Here is a 19702-nt window from a genome sequence, read left to right as displayed (position 1 = left end):
ATAATAACACTTTCTTCATAAAAGTGACAACTGAATCGTCTATCATATGTTCGTCATTTGCATGTTTGGGCGCCTATGAAAACAAAAAACAGCCCGGTGCCGGGCTGTTTTTTGTTCGTGAAGATACCTTTCGAGGAAACATAGTGGAAAATCAGAGGCTGGTGTTGCGTGGAACTCATGAGAGTGTATAGTGATGTTCTTTATCATACTTACGTGATAGTTCCATCATTTTCCGGTTTGTCGTCGCCACCATTTCCATTAATTGAGTAATCGTTTCTTCGTGTTGCTGTACTTTTACAACAAGCGCATCAAACGCAATCGAATCTTGATGGTTCATATGTAATCCTCCTTCGCATTTCTGTATATTACTTATACCATGAAAAAGAACAAATAGACCAATTGCCATTTTTCAATTTTGGCATTCAATTCGACAGTTTTTTGCTAAAAAACAACAAAATTCGACATGTATTTTCATTAAAAACTCGATTTCCGCTTCATTTTTCATGCCCAAAACAAAATTTCAGTATATTGATCGACAAATTACGACATTTTTTCTTATTGCTTTACAAAACTGCAGCAGTAGGGCAGAAAACAGAAATTAAAAATCGCCCTTGGGGTCCGATTTTTTCCGTCTTGCTAAACAATACTAACAATAACCCAAAATTCATCCTTACTTTCCCATTAAAAAAAGGCTGACTCCTTTGTCAGCCTTTTTACTATCCCGTTTAACTATTTGGTTCGATTAATCCATATTTCCCATCTTTACGCCGGTAAACGACGTTTGTATCACCGGAAACCGCATTTGTAAAGACATAAAATGCATGGCCAAGCATATCCATTTGCAGGACTGCTTCTTCTGAATCCATCGGCTTAAGATTAAATCGTTTTGTTCGGACAATATCTATTTCATTATCATCTTCATCTTCATCGAACTCATTTGCTTTCGTTTCTTTTTCCATTTCGGCAAATATATGCTTTGGTGAACCATTTTGCCGGGATTTACGATTTACCTTTGTTTTATATTTCCTTATTTGACGCTCCAGTTTGTCAACTACAAGGTCGATGGCAGCGTACAGATCCACATGTTGCTCCTCGGCACGAAGTAATAAATCCGTCATTGGAATGGTCACCTCAATGCGCTGCTCATCATGATAGACACTTAAATTAACATGCACTTCTGATGTTGGTGGTGTATCAAAATATCGTTCCAGCTTACCAATTTTCTTTTGCACATAGTCACGTATGGCCCCAGTCACTTCAATATTTTCACCACGAATGTTGTAATTCATAAAAGTGTCCTCCTTTTATTCTTATGTACTTCTTATTCTACAATACCCTTCCTAATTCCTGCCTAAACAAATAAATAGTCGGGAAAATTTAATAGCATCTTGTCGGACTACGCCAAACACGCACTTTCCCTTTAAGGATATGTTCAAAACAGCTATTTTTTTCGATCCAAAAACATACCGTCCATTGTACCGACATTGACATATGGATTTATATACGTCTGATGAATATTTTTGTTTTTCGCCTCATCATTTTTTTCGTTTAAATCATTGATGGTCTGCTTGATAAATTTAATACAGCCATTGTACAGCATCAGTGTCAATTCACCGCCGGATGCTGTATTAATCGCATTATTCTGATAAGGCTTAACATGTCACCCCTTCTTGTGTCTCGTTATGGTTTTTTCTCCTTCAATTACCAAATTGCTGCATTAAATAATCAGATTGCTCATTCATTTGTGAGATTGCTTTTTCCATTGCGGTAAACTGACGCCAATACCGGTCCTCGATTTGGGTTAACCGGTCCTGAAACGTATCAATTTGTTTGTTTAACTGTTTCATCCGTTTACCAAAGGAAGTAATCTCGCCACCGGTTTCCACATTGACATACCAGCTTTGACACACTGGTTAATAAACTCCATAATGGAATAAAAGGCAGCGTCGGCATCATTCGTAACCGTTAGCGTTACCTTTCCTGCCGTTACATCCTTGAATTGGTACGTAATGTCACTTAATGTGTATGAATTATCTTTGGAAGTTATGTTTTAATGCCGTTATAATTGAAGTTCGCGTTTTCCCCACCTTAACTCAGGCATTTCATCCAGAAGCTCCCCAAACGTTTTATTTGAATCATCAATATTCATACCCGAAGCTAATCCACCTATTCGCATTTCAGGTTCCCTTATTGATGCTTTTTCCAAAAATCTATCATCTTTTTCGCCGTTTTTTGCGGATTGACACGATATTCGCCGGAATCGATAGTTTGTTTAATATCCTGAACATATTTTGCGCGTTTGGCACCTGGCTGGCTATTTTTCTGAAGCTGCTTGGTTTGATTCGATATTTCAAAATGACCAAGATTACTTTGTATCTTTTGAATTCACAGTTTGTTCTTGCATTTGCTGTTGATACGTATTAAAGTTGATATGATTCGAACCATGGATTTTCACCGCTATCCCGCCTTTCCTCTGACTTATCTATGATCGGCACTTTTCGCTTTATATAAACAGATTTACCCGCGAACTAATGTTAACGCATATACATCAGGACAACCATTTTGCTTTAATAAACTTGCTGCATGACGCAATGTTGTTCCTGTCGTATATATATCATCGACAAGCAGAACTGGTTTGTTAACCTTTTTCAACAGATAAAAAGGATTTTTTGATGATAAGCGTTCTTTTCTCGTTTTCTTTGATTGTTTTTCACCATGAAGTCGATGAAGCAACTCTTCCTGCTTTAACGGGAGAAAATTTGCCAGCATTTTTGCCTGGTTGAATCCTCGCTCCAGCAGTCGCTGTCCACTTAGTGGGATTGGCACAGTTATTATTTGATCCGGTAATGAAGATTTATGTTGTTTATATGTTTGATAGATATACTGTTTAAAAATGTTTCCCAACACATAATCTCCCCGGTATTTCCATTTGGTCACGATGTCCTGGATGACGTCATTATAAACAAAGACAGAATAATTTCTCGTTAAAACATCCCTATCATAATAGTACGTTGCCCATTGTTTACAGTCATTACATACTGGATCATCACACATTCGACTGCAACGGCTGCAACGCTTTCCGGTCAGTGGTTTTAATTGTTGTTGACATGTCTGGCAAAGGTGTCTCTGCTTGGATAAAAACAGCAACTTGCTCCAGTTCAAATCCAGAATGATCTGTTGATTGCACCATAAACAAAACATCAGCGAAAGCCTCCCCGTTTATTCATAGCTTTAACGGATGAAACTGCCTCAACCATCGCGTCCGTTTTACCGTCATGAATGAACAATACTTCTCCGGTTGGGTCATCGGGACTTCTACCTGCACGACCGGCTATTTGTACTAACGCCGCTTCATCAAATACATCATGCCCGGCATCCAGCACCACAACATCTACGGAAGGAAAGGTAACGCCACGTTCGAGAATCGTGGTGGTAAGTAACATAAAGGTTTCTTTCCGTCTGAATTGTTGCACCTTTTCTTCCCGATCCGGATCAGATGCATGTACAAACGTGATAGCTTGTTTGCTAGGCAACCACCCAAGTTGGATGAACTTCCTGGCAAGCACCATTTCCAATTTTTCGGCCAGTTCAATTGTTGGTACAAATAACAAAAGTTGGCGTTCAGGATTTACACGCTGTTTTAGCCATTCCGTTAACAATTTCGGTGGTGCGGGTCTTGCCAAATCTTTTTTTAAAGTCCGACACATCTTCAGAGAAGGTACAGGAAGTGGATAACCGTGAAAACGGGTCGGCACAAACATGTGGTTCAGTTGTTTTTGGAGCATTCTTCTACGTTGTTCTTTCCTGGGAGTAGCTGTTAAATAAATCATTGTACTGATCTGCTTTCGGGAACGATTGGCAGCAAATGATAGGGAGGGATCTTTGTGGTAAGGAAAGGCGTCAATTTCATCAATAATCAAGACATCAAACGCTTGACGAAATCGAAGCAACTGATGGGTTGTGGAAAGGATTAGTTGGGCAACTTTTTCCTTTTCATCGCTGCCACCATACAACCCCTGAATCGATACCCCGGCAAATACCTGTCTAAATCGCGGTAACAGTTCTCGTACTACATCTGCCCTTGGCGTTGCTAAACATACACGTTTACCTGACTGAAGCGCCTTTGTAATCCCGGGGAAAAGCATTTCCGTTTTCCCCGCCCCACAAACCGCCCAAATTAACAGTTCCTTCTCCTGTGAAACAATTGCCTGGGTAATACGATCAGCTGCCAACTGTTGTTTATCGGTAAGCTCTCCATCCCAGGAACAAGGATCAGCTGGTGTCGCCCAAGCCGGTTGATCTCCATTCCAGTAATACAGTGGCTCACATTCCATAACTCTTCCCATTTCAATACACTTACGACAATAATGATGTTCTCTATGACAGATTTGGCAGGGTATTTTGGCAAATAAACCGGGTTCCCTATTCCCACATCGATTACATTGGCAATACAATAGATTTTTGCTGATGGAAGATACCGCTGTAAAATTTCCTGATGAAACGCAATGTTGAAACACATCCTCACTCAATGGAATTTCACTACGTAATAATAATTTCCCCGCAAATTGATTGGCTAACTGATTTGTAGTTTCTGAAGCCATTTTTCACGCTCCTATTATTTATATATAGTAAAAGTAGAAATTGATAACGGTTAGTTCAACGGATAAAAAGCCTGTAGTTAACTAGGTTCAAAATGAATGGATTTAAACAATATGATGAAGGAACTAACCTTGTCTTCAAAGGTTAGTTCAGAGGTTATTGACGCATTCGTTCGGGACTAAACGAGGCAGGTCACAAAGGCGTTGCAACAGGACGTTGCGAATTTAGCCTTTGTTCCCCTGGATCATTGGGGGAGGGAAGGAACCCTCCAATGAATACAGTTTCACTTTATCGAATCTTCATTTGACATACCACGTCATACCAATTGCTCCCTCTCCCAAGTGGGTGCCAATAACTGGACCAAAATATCCAATGGAGATGTCCAATCCGGGGTGGTTTGCACTTATTCGATTTCGCCATTCTTCAGCTGCTTGTTGGCAGTTGGCATGGATGATAACAACTTTCAATGACTTACCTTTCTCCAGATCATCTTCCATCATACCAACAATCCGATTTAACGCTTTTTTTCGTGTGCGTATTTTTTCAAACGGAACAATAACTTTATCAACGAAATGAAGAATTGGTTTCACCTGCAATAGACTGCCGACAATTGCTTGGGCACTATTCAGTCTGCCACCTCGTTGCAAGTTCTTGAGATCGTCTACCATAAAATAAGCACGTATATGTTGTTTCATTTCATCAAATCGTTTAAGTATTTCTTCCGGTGTTTTGTTTTCCTCAACCATTTTTACCGCTTCCAAAACATAGAAGGCTTGTCCCGCACAACTTAACTCGGAATCATACGTATGAACAGCGATGTCATCAACCATTTCACCTGCACTGGCGACAGCATTCATGGTTCCACTAATACCACTAGATAAATGAATCGAAATTACTGCATCATAATGCTTCGCGAGTTCGGTTAATTTTTCGGATATATAGCCAATCGATGGTTGGGATGTTTTTGGCAATTCATCAGCTTTTCGTACCTTTTCATAGAATTGCTGCGTTGTGATATCAATTTCTTCCCGATAAGAGGTATCGCCAAAAACGACACTAAGCGGAATCATATGAATATTTAATTCCTCCCTGGTGTGAGCAGGTATATATGCTGTGCTATCAGTCATGACAGCTATATTCATAATCTTTCCCTCCTCTCTTAATCGTAGTAAAAATATATGTAAAAAGCTGGTTTTATTTACTGGATAACAGCAAAAAACACCTTTCTATTATAGGTGATTGGTATAAAGCTGCCCAGCTTGGTTGCTGGGCACGTTTATGAACAATATATAATTAGCTTTTATAGTACTTCTACCCATCCTTTGCGAATCGCTGATACGACTGCTTGCGTACGATCATTAACGTTCATTTTCTGTAGAATATTGCTTACATGGTTTTTGACTGTTTTTTCGCTGATATACAGCGCTTCCGATACAGCCCGGTTGCTTTTTCCTTCTGCCAGCAATTGCAATACCTGGCATTCCCGCTTCGTCAATAAATGAAGCGGTTTGCGGTATTCAATACCATACTCGGCAATACTCTTCATATTTTCGTGTGCCAAACGACGGTATTCCTTCACCAAATTATGAGTAATCTTTGGATGGAGATAAGACCCGCCTTCACTGACAACCTTTATTGCTTCAATTAACGCATCAGAATCCATCTCTTTTAATAAATATCCCTGTGCCCCTGTTTTTAATGCATGTGTTACATAACTCTCATCATCGTGAATCGACAAAATAATCACACGTGTTTTCGGAAAATGTTTTACCAAATCCGCTGTAGCCTGTACACCATTCATATTTGGCATATTGATATCCATTAAGACCACATCAGGGCGATGCTCTTTTACAAGCTCTTTGGCAATCTCACCATCATCGCCTTCAGCAACAACTTCGAACGTTGGTTCAAATTCCAAAATTCGTTTTACCCCTTCACGAAATAGTTTATGGTCATCGATTAATATGATTTTCGTTAAATCTGTTTTGCTCATGCCTTGGTTCCTCCCAGATATCGAATACTCCGTCTATTACCCCATAATCGTTACTATGATAGATTTATCTTATTCTTTATACAAATTTAAATCAAGTGATTATAAAGTGAACTTCATCTGCCAACCCGAAAATTATTCCAGATTATATGGTACATGGATCAAAATGGTGGTTCCGTCGCCGATAACGGAATTTATCTCCAAGGTGCCTTCCAGCATTTCCACGCGCTCACGCATACCCATCAGTCCGAATGATTTATCCTTTTTCACTTTGGTGTCAAAACCCTTCCCATTGTCTTTAATCGCAACAGCGAGAAGGTTTCTATTAATCTCCATTTTCACCTTGATCAAAGTTGCCTCCGCATGTTTAATAGCGTTTTGGACTGCTTCTTGAACCAGGCGAAAGATGGCAATTTCATATTTTTGCTGTAGTCGATTTTCACTACCCAGCGAAATAAATTCTGTTTTAACAGCATGATAATCCTCAATTGTAGACAGGTACTTTTTTAATGTTGGTACCAATCCCAAGTCGTCCAGTGCCATCGGACGGAGATCATAAATAATCCGGCGTACCTCGTAAAGGGAGGAGCGAATCATTTCCCTAACACTCTTTATTTCCTTTAAGGCATTCTCCGTACTTCCTTCCCGAAAGATCCGATCAACTAGTTCCGAACGTAGTAATATATTTGCAAGCATTTGCGCAGGACCATCATGAATCTCGCGGGATATTTTACGGCGTTCCTCCTCTTGCGCTTCAATAATCTTTAAACCAAATTCTTGTTTTTCCTTTGCCTCTTCAATCATTTCGTTTACTTGCTTAAAATCATCATTTAGGTAGGTTAGGATGACAGAAATCTTTCCGGCAAGCCCCTCGGCACGTTCAATTGTCTGGTCAAGCGAGATTAGTCTGCGTTGCAAATCGTCCCGACGCTCGCGCAGTACTTTTTCTTCCTGGCGAAGCATTGCCAACTCTGTTTGCATTTTATGTGTACGTTCATATACTTCTCGTATCTCCGTTTCAGAATAACGATCAAAGTATTTACTCACTTCAGATAGACGTTGTCTGGAAAAACGTACTTTTTGTTGGAGCTTATCTCCATCATCGATGTGTTTCACAACTTTTTTCCTGATGATTGCCAATTCTTTTTGTAACTGCTCATAGTCCTTGCGTGCAGCCTCACTAATATTAAAAATCTCATCCTTGCTATTTTCCACTACATCGATCATTTCATCAATAACTGTGTCTAACGCCTTTTCAGAAGTTTTCAGTACCATTCTGTAAAACCACCAACCTATGCTATAATTGTTCGCAAGCTCTATTTGTTTTTGTAGGGTCTTTTTGCACGCTTTCAGGAAAGATTATCCTTTTTACTACACATTTTTCACAGTGTCGAATCAGCTGTTTTTTCTAATTTGATAATCTATCATCATATTGACCCGGGAGGTATAAAATAATGCTGTCTACTTATTTCACCGTAAAAAGAGAGGGATCTGATCAACAAATCATCCAGAAATCGCGTTTTATTGGCCATGTCAAACGTGTTGAAAGTGAGGATGCTGCACTTGAATTTATCCAGGAAATAAAAAAGAAATATTCCGACGCTACACATAATTGCTCTGCATATCTTATTGGCGAACATGATCACATTCAAAAGGCTAATGATGACGGTGAGCCTACGGGAACTGCGGGAGTTCCTATTCTGGAAGTTTTAAAAAAGCAGAACTTAAAAGATACTGCTGTTGTTGTCACGCGTTATTTCGGTGGTATCAAGCTTGGTGCTGGCGGTTTAATCCGCGCCTACAGCAGTACGACATCAAAAGCTGTCCAAACAACTGGCATCGTTAAACGACAATTGACACAAGGGTATTCTGTTACTGTTGATTATACCATGTTAGGCAGGCTTGAGAACGAAATACGTCATTCTGAATATATTTTATCCACCATTCACTATTCCGAAAAGGCGGAATTGATCATTTATGTAAAAAAAGCAGCTACAGAATCATTTATGGAATGGATGATTAATTTAACGAATGATCAGGCCATCATAAAACAGACTGATCTACGCTACTTTGAGATTGATGTATAACGTATGTAAAATTAAGAACAAGCGCTCATCTTAAGATAGCTGGATATAGGACTGTTATATTCTTATCAAAGTTGGCGGATTGTAATACCCCCATCTATACATGCACGTAAACCAAAACGAAGGAGATGGGGGAATAGTCATAAAAACCATATAGGAACATAGACGAAATTGCTACGTCTTTATGTCTTGTTCTATACAACTCATATTAGAACGTTTTGTTCAACGAAGTCCCATTGAATGAAGTTTCGCTGTATTATTTCACATTTTTAAGTGCAGCTTCATCGGCAATCAGGATAACATTATCATGTTGCTTTAAAGCGGAAGCAGGAAAGTCTTCAGAAACCTCTCCATTAACCAACTTTTCAACGGCATCACTTTTCTTCTCACCGGAGACTAGCAGAATAATTTGCTTGCTTTCCAAAATTGATTGAATCCCCATTGTAATAGCCTTTGTCGGAACATCCTCCAACGAAGCAAAGAATCGGGCATTTGCCTTTCTTGTCGATTCGTCCAGTGTGACAACATGGGTTCTGCTGGAAAAAGATGTTCCTGGTTCATTAAAACCAATATGTCCATTCAAACCGATTCCCAACACCTGTATATCTACATGACCAGCTGCCTTTATTGCATCCTCGTAATCTTGACAAACAGCAGTTAAATCTTTGCCCTCTCCATTTGGCACGTGGGTTTGATCTTGTGGAATATCAATATGATCAAACAATTTATTACGCATATAAAAATGGTAACTATTCGGATCGCTCTTTGCCAATCCAACATACTCATCCAAATTAAACGTAGTAGTATTTTTAAATGAGATTCCGTGTTTGACATGTTGTTCGATCAATTGCTGATATAGACCTTCTGGCGTGGACCCGGTTGCCAATCCCAGAACTGGTTCTTCCAGTTGTTTTAATTGATCCACAATTAATTGACAAGCTTTCTCACTCATTGCCTGATAATCTTTCACCTTTAAAATTTTCATTATCTATTCCCCTTCCTGTAAGCTATCACACCACGACACATTGTCATTTCAAGCATTAGCGCATCATCAACGAGTAATATGTCTGCATCTTTGCCAACAGCGATGCTACCTTTACGATCATATACCCGTAACTGTTTGGCCGGATTTACAGCCGTCATTTTGATCACTGCTTCCATGTCAACATTGGATAAATGCAACATATTTTGTGCGCCTTGATACATTTTTAAAATACTTCCAGCCAATGTACCGTCATCCAATAGAGCCCGATCGTTTGTCACTTTTACCGGCTGTCCGCCCAATTCATAATCACCAGGTTGTAAACATTTAGCCCGCATGGCATCCGTAATAAGCATTAATCGTTCACTACCCATATTATCATATATTAGCTGTAGCATTTCCAGTGAAACATGAATTCCATCAGCAATTAACTCCGCACGTAATTCATCCAGCTGTAAGGCGGCTCCCACCGCGCCAATATCCCGGTGATGAATCCCTGACATCGCATTACATAAATGGGTTAACTGTCGCACGCCATAAGTAACCGCTTTGTTTATTTCTGCAAAATTTGCCCCAGTGTGTCCCGCTGAAACATTTACACCTGATTGGGCAAGATAAGAAATAAACGCTCCGTCTTGATCATGTTCCGGAGCCATGGTAATGGTTTTAATCACGTTTCCGGAAAGCTCCTGCCAATGTTGAAATTGTTCAAGGTTTGGTTCCATAATATATTCCAGTGGTTGCGCACCTTTTTTGCTTTTTTCAATAAACGGGCCCTCCAGATGAACACCGATTATTTCCGCTTGGCCTGGTTTATTGACATAGTTTGCTACATTGGTTAATGCCCGATCAATATTTTCCGGTGACTGGGTAATTGTCGTCGCCAAAAAACTGGTTGTTCCTTCCTCAGGCAAAACTTGCGCCATTGTATCTAATGCTGTTTCCGTTGCATCCATCACATCCGCCCCGTTCGCCCCATGGATATGCCCATCAATAAAACCCGGAATGAGATTGTTAAATTGGGCATCTATTATTTCAACCGTCTCAGGGAGATGATTCGGAAATTCTTTTTCTTCATATATTTTCTCGATTTTTCCATTTTCAACTAATAAAGATCCATTTGAGATCCAACCTTGTTCTGTATAGATATTGGCATTTTTTATGTAAAGTAACATATCACGCTGCATGCTGTGCCATCCTTTCTACTAATAATGCGTGTTCAAAAGGAGGGTAAAAAGGACCGAGAAGTTCTAGGCGGCGTAGCTTTAAGCACCGGGGTGTACATAAAAGGTATATGAGGAGCGGAAAAGCAAGCCAACGAGCTTCAAAGGAAGGCCGACTAAAAACGGGCTTTGCGCCCAATGTCGGCATACCCCTTTTGAAGGGGCATGTCATTTTTACCGGACTTTTTGAACATCCTTAATATGTATCCATTATAACATAGCACAGAGCTTCTCAACCTATACGGCCGTTCAAATAAAAAACTACACCCGCCAGATTCGGCAATGTGTAGTTACATTTTTTTTATTTGTTGACCAAACTATCACTTGAAATGGCGCTGCTTTTAAGTTCATTTACCAGAACCTGAATCAATTGTTCAGACGTCTGGATTTTGAGATTTTCCGCTTGATCAATTATATTTTTCAGGATTTTTTTATATTGCTCTTGCTCTCCCACAATCTATTCACGCCCTTTTCAAAAATTCGATCCATAAGTCAATTATACTACAAAATCCGCAAATGTTGTGCCTAATAATGGAACTTGCTATATATAATTCGTTATGTTTTTATTATTTTTGTCGCCTTCGATCACTTTTTGTTAAGCCCCATGCAGCAGAATTAACTATCTGTTATAAAAACATTGTAAATAAGGGCAGCTTGTTTCCTTAACATTGACCTGCCCTTTCATTCAACATATGAAATGAATGTGCAGAAGTGTGTGCGCAAAAGGATCGCAGGCGTTGATTTTGGCAGGAGTCCCCTTGATCATTCACTCAAATGATAAACCGCATACAAAAGTGAGTTGTTCAATTTATTAACTATTATTCTGCTTGTTTCTCCATTTATTAAATTCCAGGAAATCGCGAAATTGCTCTTTGGTGACACCTGATTCCATAGCTTCCTGGACAATTTTCAACCAATCATCATCCAGTTCTTCTGCTGTAGGCACATCGTCTTCTCTTACCAAATCGTTAACGGAAATTTCTAGTACTACACTTATTTTTTCGATAAATTGAATGGATGGATTTGTTTGCAGGCCGCGCTCAATGGAACTCAAATAGGATTTTGCTACGCCCGCCTTTTCAGCCAACTCCGATATGGACATTTTTTTGTTTTGTCGTAATTGTTTTATTTTCTCACCGATCAAGCCCAAACACCTTCTTTCTTAGAAGATTATACCATAGGAAAGGTGAATGGTTCTATATTAAGCACAATTCTTGAAAATTTTATTTTTTCTTTTGACTTTTAAGGAATAAGCGGATCTCCTCTTTGGTTATGCCAATCATTTTCGCTTCCATAATTAACCGAACCCATTCAACATCCATTTTACGTTTCCCAACAAATTTTAACATAGCCGCCATCTCCTTCACTATATTACCGAACAGACCTGGCATAATTCGGTACTACAGATTAGTAGTTATATATACCTGGTAAATTTTACCCTTAACAAGGCTCTGCTTATGAATAATATACTATAAAACCGCCTGTAAATGGATGGCTTATTTTGTCGAATTGAAACTAGTTTTGTAACCGACTATACGGTATTCTACAAAAAATGACATCTCCATACATATGGTAATTTATGCACTGATTTTTGTTCGTGTTTTTTTAAACTTTTTACTTTTGTCCGTCAGAAAAAGTGTTAAAATAAAGTAAGATTTATTTATCTAGGGGGAGTCCTATGAAAAAGATAACAGTGATTATGTTCAGTCTCTTGTTTTTATTTCTTCTCAGTGCTTGTTCAGATGGAGCATCACCAGAGGATCAGATGGATTCATATGTAAAGCAGTGGAATGAACAAAACTTTGACAAGATGTATAACCTGCTTTCGGATAAATCAACTGAAACCTATAAATCTGAGCAATTTGTTGACCGCTACAAGAAAATTTATAAAGATCTTGGGGTAACAGACTTACAAGTTACCTATAAAAAGCTAAGCAAAAAAGAGCTCAAAGATGCGAAGAAAAATGGAAAAGCAACATTTCCCATAACCGTAAAAATGAATACCATTGCCGGTCCAATTTCTTTTGATTATCAGGCCACTTTAGTCAAAGAAGAAAAAAATGATGAGGAAAATTGGTTTGTGCAATGGGATCCCGGATATATTTTCCCGCAAATGAAAGACGGCGGAAAGATACATATCCAAACCAAAGAGCCTAAACGCGGGGAAATACGTGATCGAAACAAAATGCCATTAGCACTTAATGATACGATCAGTGAAATTGGCATTATTCCCAATAAAATGGGAGACAACCCAGACCAAATGAAAGAGAAAATTGCCGAACTTTTGGACATGTCAGTAGATGAAATTAATACGGCTTTGGACGCTGACTGGGTTGAACCTGATGTTTATGTTCCGTTAAAAGAGATTTCCAATTCTAAAAAAGATAATCTGGAACAACTATTGGAGCTGGATCCAGTAATGAGTCGTGATGTTACCGGACGGGTTTATCCTGCTGGAAAGGCAGCAGCACATTTGGTTGGTTATATTGGCAAGATTAACGCCGAGGAATTGGAAAAACAAGACCCTAGTACGTATACTGCAAACGATATGATTGGTAAACGCGGGCTTGAACAACTCTATGAAGATAAACTAAAAGGTGAACCGGGGGTAACCATTACCATATCCAATGAGGACGAGGAAAATAATGATCCGGTGGTACTGGCGGAAAAACCGGTAAAAGATGGAGAAAATATTCAAACAACCATTGATATCGATCTTCAAGAGAAAATTTACAAGGCTTATGATGGTGAAGCGGGAACAACGGCTGCAATCGATCCAAAAACCGGTGAATCTCTGGCGCTTGTCAGCAGTCCCGCCTTCGATCCGAACGATTTTATGAATGGTATCAGTGGGGATGAACTGAAAAAACTGCAAGATGATCCAAAACAACCACTACTCAATCGATTTTCGCAAACATTTGCACCAGGTTCTGTTATGAAACCTATCTCCGCCGCTGTTGGTTTAAAAGCAGGTAATATTGTTCCAGGTGAAGGTGTTGAAATCAATGGTTTGGAGTGGAGTAACGGTAAGGGTTGGGGTGATTATAAGGTACGCCGTGTTTCCCCTTCCGACGGGCCAGTGGATATCGCCGATGCCTTAATCCGTTCTGACAATATTTATTTCGCCATGAAAGCAATCGATATGGGCAGTGATACGTTCGCAAAAGGCTTAAAGCGATTTGGTTTTGAAAAAGATTTTCCGTTTGACTACCCAATTAAAAAATCAACTATATCTTCAAATGGGAAATTTGATAGTGAGGTTCAATTAGCCAATTCCAGTTATGGCCAAGCCCAAGTTCAGGTTAGCCCACTTTACCTGGCAACAGCATACACAACATTTTTAAATGATGGAAACATGCTTAAACCGACATTGCTCGCTAATGAAAAAACAAAACAGGTGTGGAAAAAGGATATAATTACAAGTGATCAGGCCAAAGTTATCCAGGACGCACTGCGTAAAGTAGTCAGTTCGCCTAAAGGAACGGGAAAGATGGCCAATATATCAGACTTCGCCGTATCCGGAAAAACTGGCACAGCAGAATTGAAAAAATCAGCAGACGAAAAATCAGGTCCGGAAAATGGATGGTTTGTCGGCTACCCTACCAAAGATCCGGATATATTGATTGCCATGATGATGGAGCATACTGAGAAACAAGATGGCGGCAGCGGAATCGTTGCGAAAAAAACCGCGGAACTATTAAAGGATTTTCATAATTAATTGAAAATAATTGAAGAAAAGCTCTCCGGATGAATGATTATCTGGAGAGCTTGTTTTTGATCAAATCAACTGTAAGTAAGGTTTCTGGGCGATTCTTTACCTGAAAGATGTCCACAATTTTAAAGGTATTTCACAAGCTGACGGAATGCTGTCTCATCCTTTTCATCCAACGCACGGTCTATGAGTCTTTTCACATTAAGTTGCTCTAATTCATCGATAATTTCCGTAATTTCATCATTAGATTTTTTCGTTGGTAAGTCTTCGAGATAATACGGATCAGCAATCAAATGAATTTGTATCAAAAATTCAGGAATAAATATCAGATCGGTCATGGCAATATGTATGATTTCCTTCCCCTTTTGAAATGCAAATTTCGCCTTCATATTCATTATTTGCTTTGTTTTTCGATTCACTGTAATCTTTTTGGCATCCACTGGAACAAACTTATAAACGGATTCATCAATACTAATGTTGAAATATTGATAGGCCAAAATAATATGAATGTATTCCGAGTCTACTTTAATGTGATAAGGTTTCAGTTCTTTGACGGTAACCATTTACTTCACCACCTTTGGCTAATTTTTATACAATTCCCCCTATTACACATCTTTAAACCTGCTTGCCATGGGAGACATTTGATAACAGGAAAGCTGCACTAAAATGTCTCCCTTTATCATATTGTATTTTCTTAGTTGCTACTTTACTCGTTGGTTCGGTCTTGTCGAAGTAATGAAGTCAATTCATAAAATTGTCTCTCATCCCGATCGTCTAACGCTTTATCAATTAATCTTCGCAAATTTTGCTGTTCAAGTTCTTCAATGATTTTTTTGTTAACGTTTTCATTTACTGCTATATTGATAGATTCTTGACTCTTTATATATGGATCAATAATTTTTTGTAATTCCGTTTGAAAATCAGGGAGGGTCACAAGTTTCGTCATTGGAATGCGGATAATGTTCTTGCCCTTTTGGAAAGCAAATTGGGCCTCAATATTATCAACCGTTCGTGTTCTCCGGTTAATCCGGATTTCTTTTGCTTCGTTTGGTACAAAATGATACAATTGATCGTGGATAAACACAGAAAAATATTGATATGCTAGGATAACGCGCACATACTCATCATCCGCTTTAATATAATATGGCTTTAACATCTTAACGGTAACCATCATACATCCCCCTTTCGTTTCATACTCCAAATTTTCAGTTAATTAATTTTACACGATATTTGAAAAAAATTCAAGTGGTAAACTTTAGAATTTTATTTTTTATATGGAAAACAACCAAACAAAGGTTAATATATATGCAATTTAAACCCCCGTTTGGCTGTCTCTACCAACAATATTTATTCAACTTTCGTATCCAAATGCATGAAGTTGTTCACTAGTTTATTCATTTCATTTTCGTCTGGTACTGAGTACATCCTTTCCATTTGTTCTCTGTAAACATCCGCATCTTTAAGTTTTTTAATTCCTTGTTTCATGTACGATTTATATTCAGCCGTCAATTTTTTGATTTGTACCGCAAATTTTTCGTCCGTACCGGGAGTCACTGTCTCGTCATACAGGTCAAGGACTTGATCGTCTTTACGTTGTGGAAAATATTCGTGTGGATCTGTACTGTCAAATATGCAGAAATCAAGATCCCTGACAATGACCATATCCAGTCCACTTGGATCAAAACTGCATCGGTATAACTCGACATCCAATCCTTTTGCCGTACATGCGCTAACTATTTTTTTCATAAACGTTGATTTTCCTGTACCCGCACGCCCTTTTATATAGCATACATTGGCAATATCTTTAATAAGTTCCGGAACCACATTGACTGCACCATCCGGCGTGTTGGTACCAAATAGACGCGTGCGTATTTTCCCTTTCACTTGACTGTCAGGCTGGTTTACTAGCAGATTTTGTATAAAATGACTCGCAAGTTCATTGGCACGGTTAAAATCCATTTGATCGACATAGATTTTTTCCAATTTATCGTGGATAGAGAGTCCGGTTGCAAAATTTTCATATGCCTTTTGGGTTGCGCTATCGATTTGTTGCTGTAGTTCATGCTGTGAGATATTTGCCGGGAAAATTTTCTCCAAATCACAAATCTCAATATCCATCTTGTTTGGGGCTATCTGATCGGTGATGATTGCAATTCCTTTATCCCTCCATATTACACCGTCACGATATTTGCCGCCAAGTGGACTTAATATTATCTCCAGTTGGTCTGATGCTTCATATTTTTTTATAATTTGATCAATTACACTCGTCTTCACCTTATTCGAATCATGTTTAAGTACAATAACACGTTTTATATCCTTTATGTTTGAATAGGTAAAATTCACAAAGCCCTCTGAGGTGTTACCGGTTGTGTAGTATCTTTTTGGCATCTGACACACCCTTTATAAAAATGGTTAATTTCATTATATGCGCCCTGCCCAGGATAAGTGCAAAATTTTTATATTACAAAGCCATGCAGAGTTGTATCTCCGCATGGCCTTGTTTTTCAGAACTTAGGTTAATTCTTTCCGCTCTTCTTCGGTAAACACCCTTGACCTGGTCAAAAATCGTTTTCCTTCAGGTCCTTCCAGGGAAAACATACCACCGCGACCATCAACCGCATCAATAATAAGCTGGGTATGTTTCCAGTATTCATATTGATCCTTTGACATATAAAATGGGGTACCACCGATTTCGCCAAGCAGCACATCAGAATCACCAACAATAAATTCACCTTTGGGAAAACACATTGGAGAACTGCCATCACAACAGCCGCCGGATTGGTGAAACATTAGTGGCCCATGGATATCTTTCAATGTTTCTATCAAACTTAATGCCTCATCCGTAGCCGTCACCCGTTCAACCATGTTTCACACCCCCTACTAATGGACAAGGAACAAAAATATATGCCCCCCCCCCGACCATCGTAAGTATTTTATTAGAATAACCCTGCCGTTCCTTCACCATAGCTAATCAACAGGTTTTTCGTTTGCTGATAGTGACCCAGCATCATTAAATGATTTTCCCGGCCAATTCCGGATTTTTTGTAGCCACCAAATGCTGCATGTGCGGGATATTGGTGATAGCAGTTGGTCCATACCCTGCCCGCTTCAATTCCACGGCCAAACCGGTATGCTGTATTAATATCCCTGGTCCAGACACCAGCACCAAGTCCGTACAAGGTATCATTGGCGATTTCCATTGCCTCTTCTTTGTCCTTAAAGGTTGTAACGGCCAGAACCGGTCCAAAAATTTCTTCCTGGAAAATGCGCATGCTGTTATTTCCTTTAAAGATTGTTGGCTGGATATAATAACCATCGGCTAGTGATTGATCGTCTAATTGATTGACTTCGCCGCCAACAAGTACATCGGCTCCTTCCTGCTTACCAATATCCAAATATGATTTGATTTTCTCCATTTGTTCAAGAGATGCCTGCGCGCCCATCATTGTGTCGGTATCAAGCGGATGACCGATTTTGATTTCTTTGACCCGCTTAATAGCACGATCCATGAATTCATCATAAATCGATTCATGCACCAGTGCACGTGATGGACAAGTACAAACCTCACCCTGGTTCAATGCGAACATAACCAATCCCTCGACAGCCTTATCCAGAAAGGCATCGTCTTTATCCATCACATCCGGGAAGAAAATATTCGGTGATTTACCGCCGAGTTCAAGTGTGACCGGGATGATATTTTCTGAAGCATATTGCATGATCAATCTTCCAGTTGTTGTTTCACCGGTAAAAGCGACCTTGGAAATTCGGCTATTGGTTGCCAATGGTTTTCCGGCTTCTACACCAAAGCCATTGACAATGTTTAACACACCTGCAGGAAGCAAGTCTTTAATCAGATCCAGTAAAACATGAATGGACGCCGGCGTTTGTTCTGCAGGCTTTAATACAACACAGTTCCCCGCAGCCAATGCCGGAGCAAGTTTCCATGTGGCCATTAAAATCGGAAAATTCCATGGGATGATTTGCCCAACGACACCAAGCGGTTCATGGAAATGGTAGGCAACCGTATCATTATCAATCTGACTAATGCCGCCTTCCTGAGCACGAATTGCACCGGCAAAATACCGGAAATGATCGACAGCAAGCGGCATATCAGCAGCAAGTGATTCCCGAACCGCCTTTCCATTGTCCCATGTTTCTGCTACTGCCAGTGTTTCCAGATTTTCTTCTATCCGGTCAGCAATTTTATTTAGTATGTTTGCCCGGTGTGCAGGCGATGTTTTTCCCCACTCATCCTTCACTTTATAGGCTGCATCTACGGCCGCTTCCACATCTTCTTTATTAGATCTGGCAATCTCGCAAAATACTTTCCCGGTAACAGGACTAACATTTTCGAAATACTTTCCACTCGAAGGCGCTCGATATTCACCTCCAATAAAATTGTCATACCGTTCTTTAAAGAATACCTTGGCACCTTCCGTGTTTGGATTAGCATACCTCATTACGATCATTCCTCCCCAATCCCTTTTGTTAACGCTTGCAAAAGTTAATTGATGAAGTCATATAGACAAAATCATCTATTAAGAGTATAACAGGAGGTTCCCAATTATTCCAATACTTTGATACGTGATTGTTTTCACGTTTTATATGTCCAGTCCTCCACTATGTAGATGTATGGGAGCTTTCGGAGGACAAAAAAAGAAAACACATTCCAAGGGTGGAACCTGTTTTCCAATTGCTCAATTCAGTTATTTTTTTCCCTAAACAAAAGCCGCTGATCAGACATCTCCACAAATATGAACATAAAAAAAGTCATGTATCAACTCATGTAAAATTGTTCAACTGATGATTTATCAGCCGTATGATCAACTTTCCAATTCCGGAAGTACACGGACTTCCCGCTTCATCGATGAATGACAGAGCGGACACTTTGGTTCCTGCTCGAAACTAAAGGACTCGCGCATCCAACCCTGACAGTCTTCACTAGTACATGACCATACATTGGTTTCCACCTCTGGAACCGGTTCTTTTGGTCCGCGTGAAAATGACATGATAGCAACCCCTTTCTGGTACTATTACCATTATACCCCTTTCCGTCAGACAAAGAAAGGGCTGGCAATTTTCTGGATGCTTTTAGACAATACAAGTTAAAAT

General features: G+C 39.4%; 24 protein-coding genes and 1 pseudogene. 2 read left to right on the top strand and 23 right to left on the bottom strand.

What is annotated here, in order from left to right; genetic code table 11:
• Nucleotides 1–175: 175 nt before the first annotated feature.
• The 12 genes and pseudogenes from O2S85_RS06210 to O2S85_RS06160 all read right to left on the bottom strand — a co-directional run bounded on the left by O2S85_RS06210 (nt 176) and on the right by O2S85_RS06160 (nt 7864).
• Nucleotides 176–337, bottom strand: coding sequence for a hypothetical protein (locus O2S85_RS06210; protein ID WP_269411818.1), 162 nt, complete (start codon nt 335–337; stop codon nt 176–178).
• Nucleotides 338–725: 388 nt separating this feature from the next.
• Nucleotides 726–1289 carry a ribosome hibernation-promoting factor, HPF/YfiA family gene (hpf, locus tag O2S85_RS06205; RefSeq protein ID WP_269411817.1) on the bottom strand — a complete coding sequence of 188 codons (564 nt, stop codon included), beginning with the start codon at nt 1287–1289 and terminating at the stop codon, nt 726–728.
• Between the two features lie 218 nt (nt 1290–1507).
• A pseudogene (locus O2S85_RS06200) lies at nt 1508–1648 on the bottom strand (flagellar export chaperone FliS); the annotation flags it as partial.
• A 49-nt stretch (nt 1649–1697) separates the two neighbouring features.
• On the bottom strand, nt 1698–1910 hold the full coding sequence (gene fliD, locus O2S85_RS06195) for a flagellar filament capping protein FliD (RefSeq protein ID WP_269411816.1): 213 nt from the start codon (nt 1908–1910) through the stop codon (nt 1698–1700).
• Between the two features lie 149 nt (nt 1911–2059).
• Nucleotides 2060–2206, bottom strand: a complete 147-nt coding sequence (locus tag O2S85_RS06190; protein WP_269411815.1) for a hypothetical protein — start codon at nt 2204–2206, stop codon at nt 2060–2062.
• Nucleotides 2188–2349, bottom strand: a complete 162-nt coding sequence (locus O2S85_RS18770) for a flagellar biosynthesis anti-sigma factor FlgM (protein WP_369420077.1) — start codon at nt 2347–2349, stop codon at nt 2188–2190. Before O2S85_RS18770 ends, O2S85_RS06190 begins: the two co-directional genes overlap by 19 nt.
• Nucleotides 2350–2517: 168 nt before the next feature.
• Complete coding sequence (locus O2S85_RS06185) at nt 2518–3054, bottom strand: ComF family protein (protein WP_269411814.1); 537 nt, start codon at nt 3052–3054, stop codon at nt 2518–2520.
• Entirely contained in the window at nt 3047–3190 is a 144-nt protein-coding gene (locus O2S85_RS06180) for a hypothetical protein (RefSeq protein ID WP_269411813.1), read from the bottom strand. Before O2S85_RS06180 ends, O2S85_RS06185 begins: the two co-directional genes overlap by 8 nt.
• Nucleotides 3191–3200: 10 nt before the next feature.
• Complete coding sequence (locus O2S85_RS06175; RefSeq protein ID WP_269411812.1) at nt 3201–4601, bottom strand: ATP-dependent helicase ComFA; 1401 nt, start codon at nt 4599–4601, stop codon at nt 3201–3203.
• A gap of 297 nt (nt 4602–4898) precedes the next feature.
• Nucleotides 4899–5741, bottom strand: a complete 843-nt coding sequence (locus tag O2S85_RS06170; protein ID WP_269411811.1) for a DegV family protein — start codon at nt 5739–5741, stop codon at nt 4899–4901.
• 158 nt (nt 5742–5899) lie between these two features.
• Nucleotides 5900–6592 (bottom strand): response regulator, encoded by a 693-nt coding sequence (locus O2S85_RS06165; RefSeq protein WP_269411810.1) that lies wholly within the window; start codon nt 6590–6592, stop codon nt 5900–5902.
• 132 nt (nt 6593–6724) lie between these two features.
• On the bottom strand, nt 6725–7864 hold the full coding sequence (locus tag O2S85_RS06160; protein WP_269411809.1) for a sensor histidine kinase: 1140 nt from the start codon (nt 7862–7864) through the stop codon (nt 6725–6727).
• Between the two features lie 179 nt (nt 7865–8043).
• On the opposite strand from O2S85_RS06160, the gene O2S85_RS06155 reads away from it, so the two are divergent.
• Nucleotides 8044–8676 (top strand): YigZ family protein, encoded by a 633-nt coding sequence (locus tag O2S85_RS06155; protein WP_269411808.1) that lies wholly within the window; start codon nt 8044–8046, stop codon nt 8674–8676.
• A 253-nt stretch (nt 8677–8929) separates the two neighbouring features.
• Here O2S85_RS06155 and nagB read toward each other — a convergent pair whose 3' ends face one another.
• From nagB to O2S85_RS06130, 5 genes are all read right to left on the bottom strand, one after another.
• Nucleotides 8930–9658 (bottom strand): glucosamine-6-phosphate deaminase, encoded by a 729-nt coding sequence (nagB, locus tag O2S85_RS06150; protein ID WP_269411807.1) that lies wholly within the window; start codon nt 9656–9658, stop codon nt 8930–8932.
• A complete protein-coding gene (nagA, locus tag O2S85_RS06145; protein WP_269411806.1) occupies nt 9658–10842 on the bottom strand; it encodes an N-acetylglucosamine-6-phosphate deacetylase in 1185 nt (394 codons plus the stop codon). Before nagA ends, nagB begins: the two co-directional genes overlap by 1 nt.
• Before the next feature lie 337 nt (nt 10843–11179).
• Complete coding sequence (locus O2S85_RS06140; RefSeq protein WP_269411805.1) at nt 11180–11332, bottom strand: hypothetical protein; 153 nt, start codon at nt 11330–11332, stop codon at nt 11180–11182.
• Nucleotides 11333–11689: 357 nt separating this feature from the next.
• The gene (locus O2S85_RS06135; RefSeq protein WP_269411804.1) at nt 11690–12022 is read right to left on the bottom strand and encodes a helix-turn-helix domain-containing protein; all 333 of its coding nucleotides are present in this window, start codon (nt 12020–12022) and stop codon (nt 11690–11692) included.
• A 79-nt stretch (nt 12023–12101) separates the two neighbouring features.
• Complete coding sequence (locus O2S85_RS06130) at nt 12102–12227, bottom strand: anti-repressor SinI family protein (protein ID WP_269411803.1); 126 nt, start codon at nt 12225–12227, stop codon at nt 12102–12104.
• A 329-nt stretch (nt 12228–12556) separates the two neighbouring features.
• Between O2S85_RS06130 and O2S85_RS06125 the strand changes: the two genes are divergently transcribed.
• Entirely contained in the window at nt 12557–14596 is a 2040-nt protein-coding gene (locus O2S85_RS06125; protein WP_269411802.1) for a penicillin-binding transpeptidase domain-containing protein, read from the top strand.
• 119 nt (nt 14597–14715) lie between these two features.
• Here the strand turns inward: O2S85_RS06125 and O2S85_RS06120 are convergent, their stop codons facing one another.
• From O2S85_RS06120 to O2S85_RS06095, 6 genes are all read right to left on the bottom strand, one after another.
• A complete protein-coding gene (locus tag O2S85_RS06120) occupies nt 14716–15153 on the bottom strand; it encodes an IDEAL domain-containing protein (RefSeq protein ID WP_269411801.1) in 438 nt (145 codons plus the stop codon).
• Nucleotides 15154–15296: 143 nt separating this feature from the next.
• Nucleotides 15297–15764 (bottom strand): IDEAL domain-containing protein, encoded by a 468-nt coding sequence (locus O2S85_RS06115; RefSeq protein ID WP_369419905.1) that lies wholly within the window; start codon nt 15762–15764, stop codon nt 15297–15299.
• Nucleotides 15765–15937: 173 nt separating this feature from the next.
• Nucleotides 15938–16978 (bottom strand): hypothetical protein, encoded by a 1041-nt coding sequence (locus tag O2S85_RS06110; RefSeq protein WP_269411800.1) that lies wholly within the window; start codon nt 16976–16978, stop codon nt 15938–15940.
• Nucleotides 16979–17101: 123 nt separating this feature from the next.
• Nucleotides 17102–17455, bottom strand: coding sequence for a DUF779 domain-containing protein (locus tag O2S85_RS06105; protein ID WP_269411799.1), 354 nt, complete (start codon nt 17453–17455; stop codon nt 17102–17104).
• A 71-nt stretch (nt 17456–17526) separates the two neighbouring features.
• Complete coding sequence (gene exaC, locus O2S85_RS06100; protein WP_269411798.1) at nt 17527–19050, bottom strand: acetaldehyde dehydrogenase ExaC; 1524 nt, start codon at nt 19048–19050, stop codon at nt 17527–17529.
• A gap of 363 nt (nt 19051–19413) precedes the next feature.
• Complete coding sequence (locus tag O2S85_RS06095) at nt 19414–19599, bottom strand: cold-shock protein (RefSeq protein WP_269411797.1); 186 nt, start codon at nt 19597–19599, stop codon at nt 19414–19416.
• Nucleotides 19600–19702: the final 103 nt, after the last annotated feature.

The sequence above is a fragment of the Lentibacillus daqui genome (genome assembly GCF_027186265.1).
In the GTDB taxonomy this organism is placed as follows: Bacteria; Bacillota; Bacilli; order Bacillales; family Amphibacillaceae; genus Lentibacillus_C; species Lentibacillus_C daqui.
The sequence above is the reverse complement of the archived record's forward strand: the minus strand, read 5'-3'. Positions and strand labels throughout refer to the sequence as shown.

Excerpts from the sequence above, each read along its gene's own strand:
- hpf (WP_269411817.1), bottom strand. The coding sequence starts at position 1,289 with ATGAATTACAACATTCGTGGTGAAAATATTGAAGTGACTGGGGCCATA.
- O2S85_RS06115 (WP_369419905.1), bottom strand. The coding sequence starts at position 15,764 with ATGATGGTTACCGTTAAGATGTTAAAGCCATATTATATTAAAGCGGAT.
- O2S85_RS06185 (WP_269411814.1), bottom strand. The coding sequence starts at position 3,054 with ATGTGTGATGATCCAGTATGTAATGACTGTAAACAATGGGCAACGTAC.
- O2S85_RS06160 (WP_269411809.1), bottom strand. The coding sequence starts at position 7,864 with ATGGTACTGAAAACTTCTGAAAAGGCGTTAGACACAGTTATTGATGAA.
- O2S85_RS06105 (WP_269411799.1), bottom strand. The coding sequence starts at position 17,455 with ATGGTTGAACGGGTGACGGCTACGGATGAGGCATTAAGTTTGATAGAA.
- O2S85_RS06170 (WP_269411811.1), bottom strand. The coding sequence starts at position 5,741 with ATGAATATAGCTGTCATGACTGATAGCACAGCATATATACCTGCTCAC.
- exaC (WP_269411798.1), bottom strand. The coding sequence starts at position 19,050 with ATGAGGTATGCTAATCCAAACACGGAAGGTGCCAAGGTATTCTTTAAA.
- O2S85_RS06095 (WP_269411797.1), bottom strand. The coding sequence starts at position 19,599 with ATGTCATTTTCACGCGGACCAAAAGAACCGGTTCCAGAGGTGGAAACC.
- O2S85_RS06125 (WP_269411802.1), top strand. The coding sequence starts at position 12,557 with ATGAAAAAGATAACAGTGATTATGTTCAGTCTCTTGTTTTTATTTCTT.
- O2S85_RS06110 (WP_269411800.1), bottom strand. The coding sequence starts at position 16,978 with ATGCCAAAAAGATACTACACAACCGGTAACACCTCAGAGGGCTTTGTG.
- O2S85_RS06180 (WP_269411813.1), bottom strand. The coding sequence starts at position 3,190 with ATGGTGCAATCAACAGATCATTCTGGATTTGAACTGGAGCAAGTTGCT.
- O2S85_RS06165 (WP_269411810.1), bottom strand. The coding sequence starts at position 6,592 with ATGAGCAAAACAGATTTAACGAAAATCATATTAATCGATGACCATAAA.
- nagA (WP_269411806.1), bottom strand. The coding sequence starts at position 10,842 with ATGCAGCGTGATATGTTACTTTACATAAAAAATGCCAATATCTATACA.
- O2S85_RS06155 (WP_269411808.1), top strand. The coding sequence starts at position 8,044 with ATGCTGTCTACTTATTTCACCGTAAAAAGAGAGGGATCTGATCAACAA.
- O2S85_RS06120 (WP_269411801.1), bottom strand. The coding sequence starts at position 15,153 with ATGGTTACCGTCAAAGAACTGAAACCTTATCACATTAAAGTAGACTCG.
- nagB (WP_269411807.1), bottom strand. The coding sequence starts at position 9,658 with ATGAAAATTTTAAAGGTGAAAGATTATCAGGCAATGAGTGAGAAAGCT.
- O2S85_RS06210 (WP_269411818.1), bottom strand. The coding sequence starts at position 337 with ATGAACCATCAAGATTCGATTGCGTTTGATGCGCTTGTTGTAAAAGTA.
- O2S85_RS06175 (WP_269411812.1), bottom strand. The coding sequence starts at position 4,601 with ATGGCTTCAGAAACTACAAATCAGTTAGCCAATCAATTTGCGGGGAAA.
- O2S85_RS06130 (WP_269411803.1), bottom strand. The coding sequence starts at position 12,227 with ATGTTAAAATTTGTTGGGAAACGTAAAATGGATGTTGAATGGGTTCGG.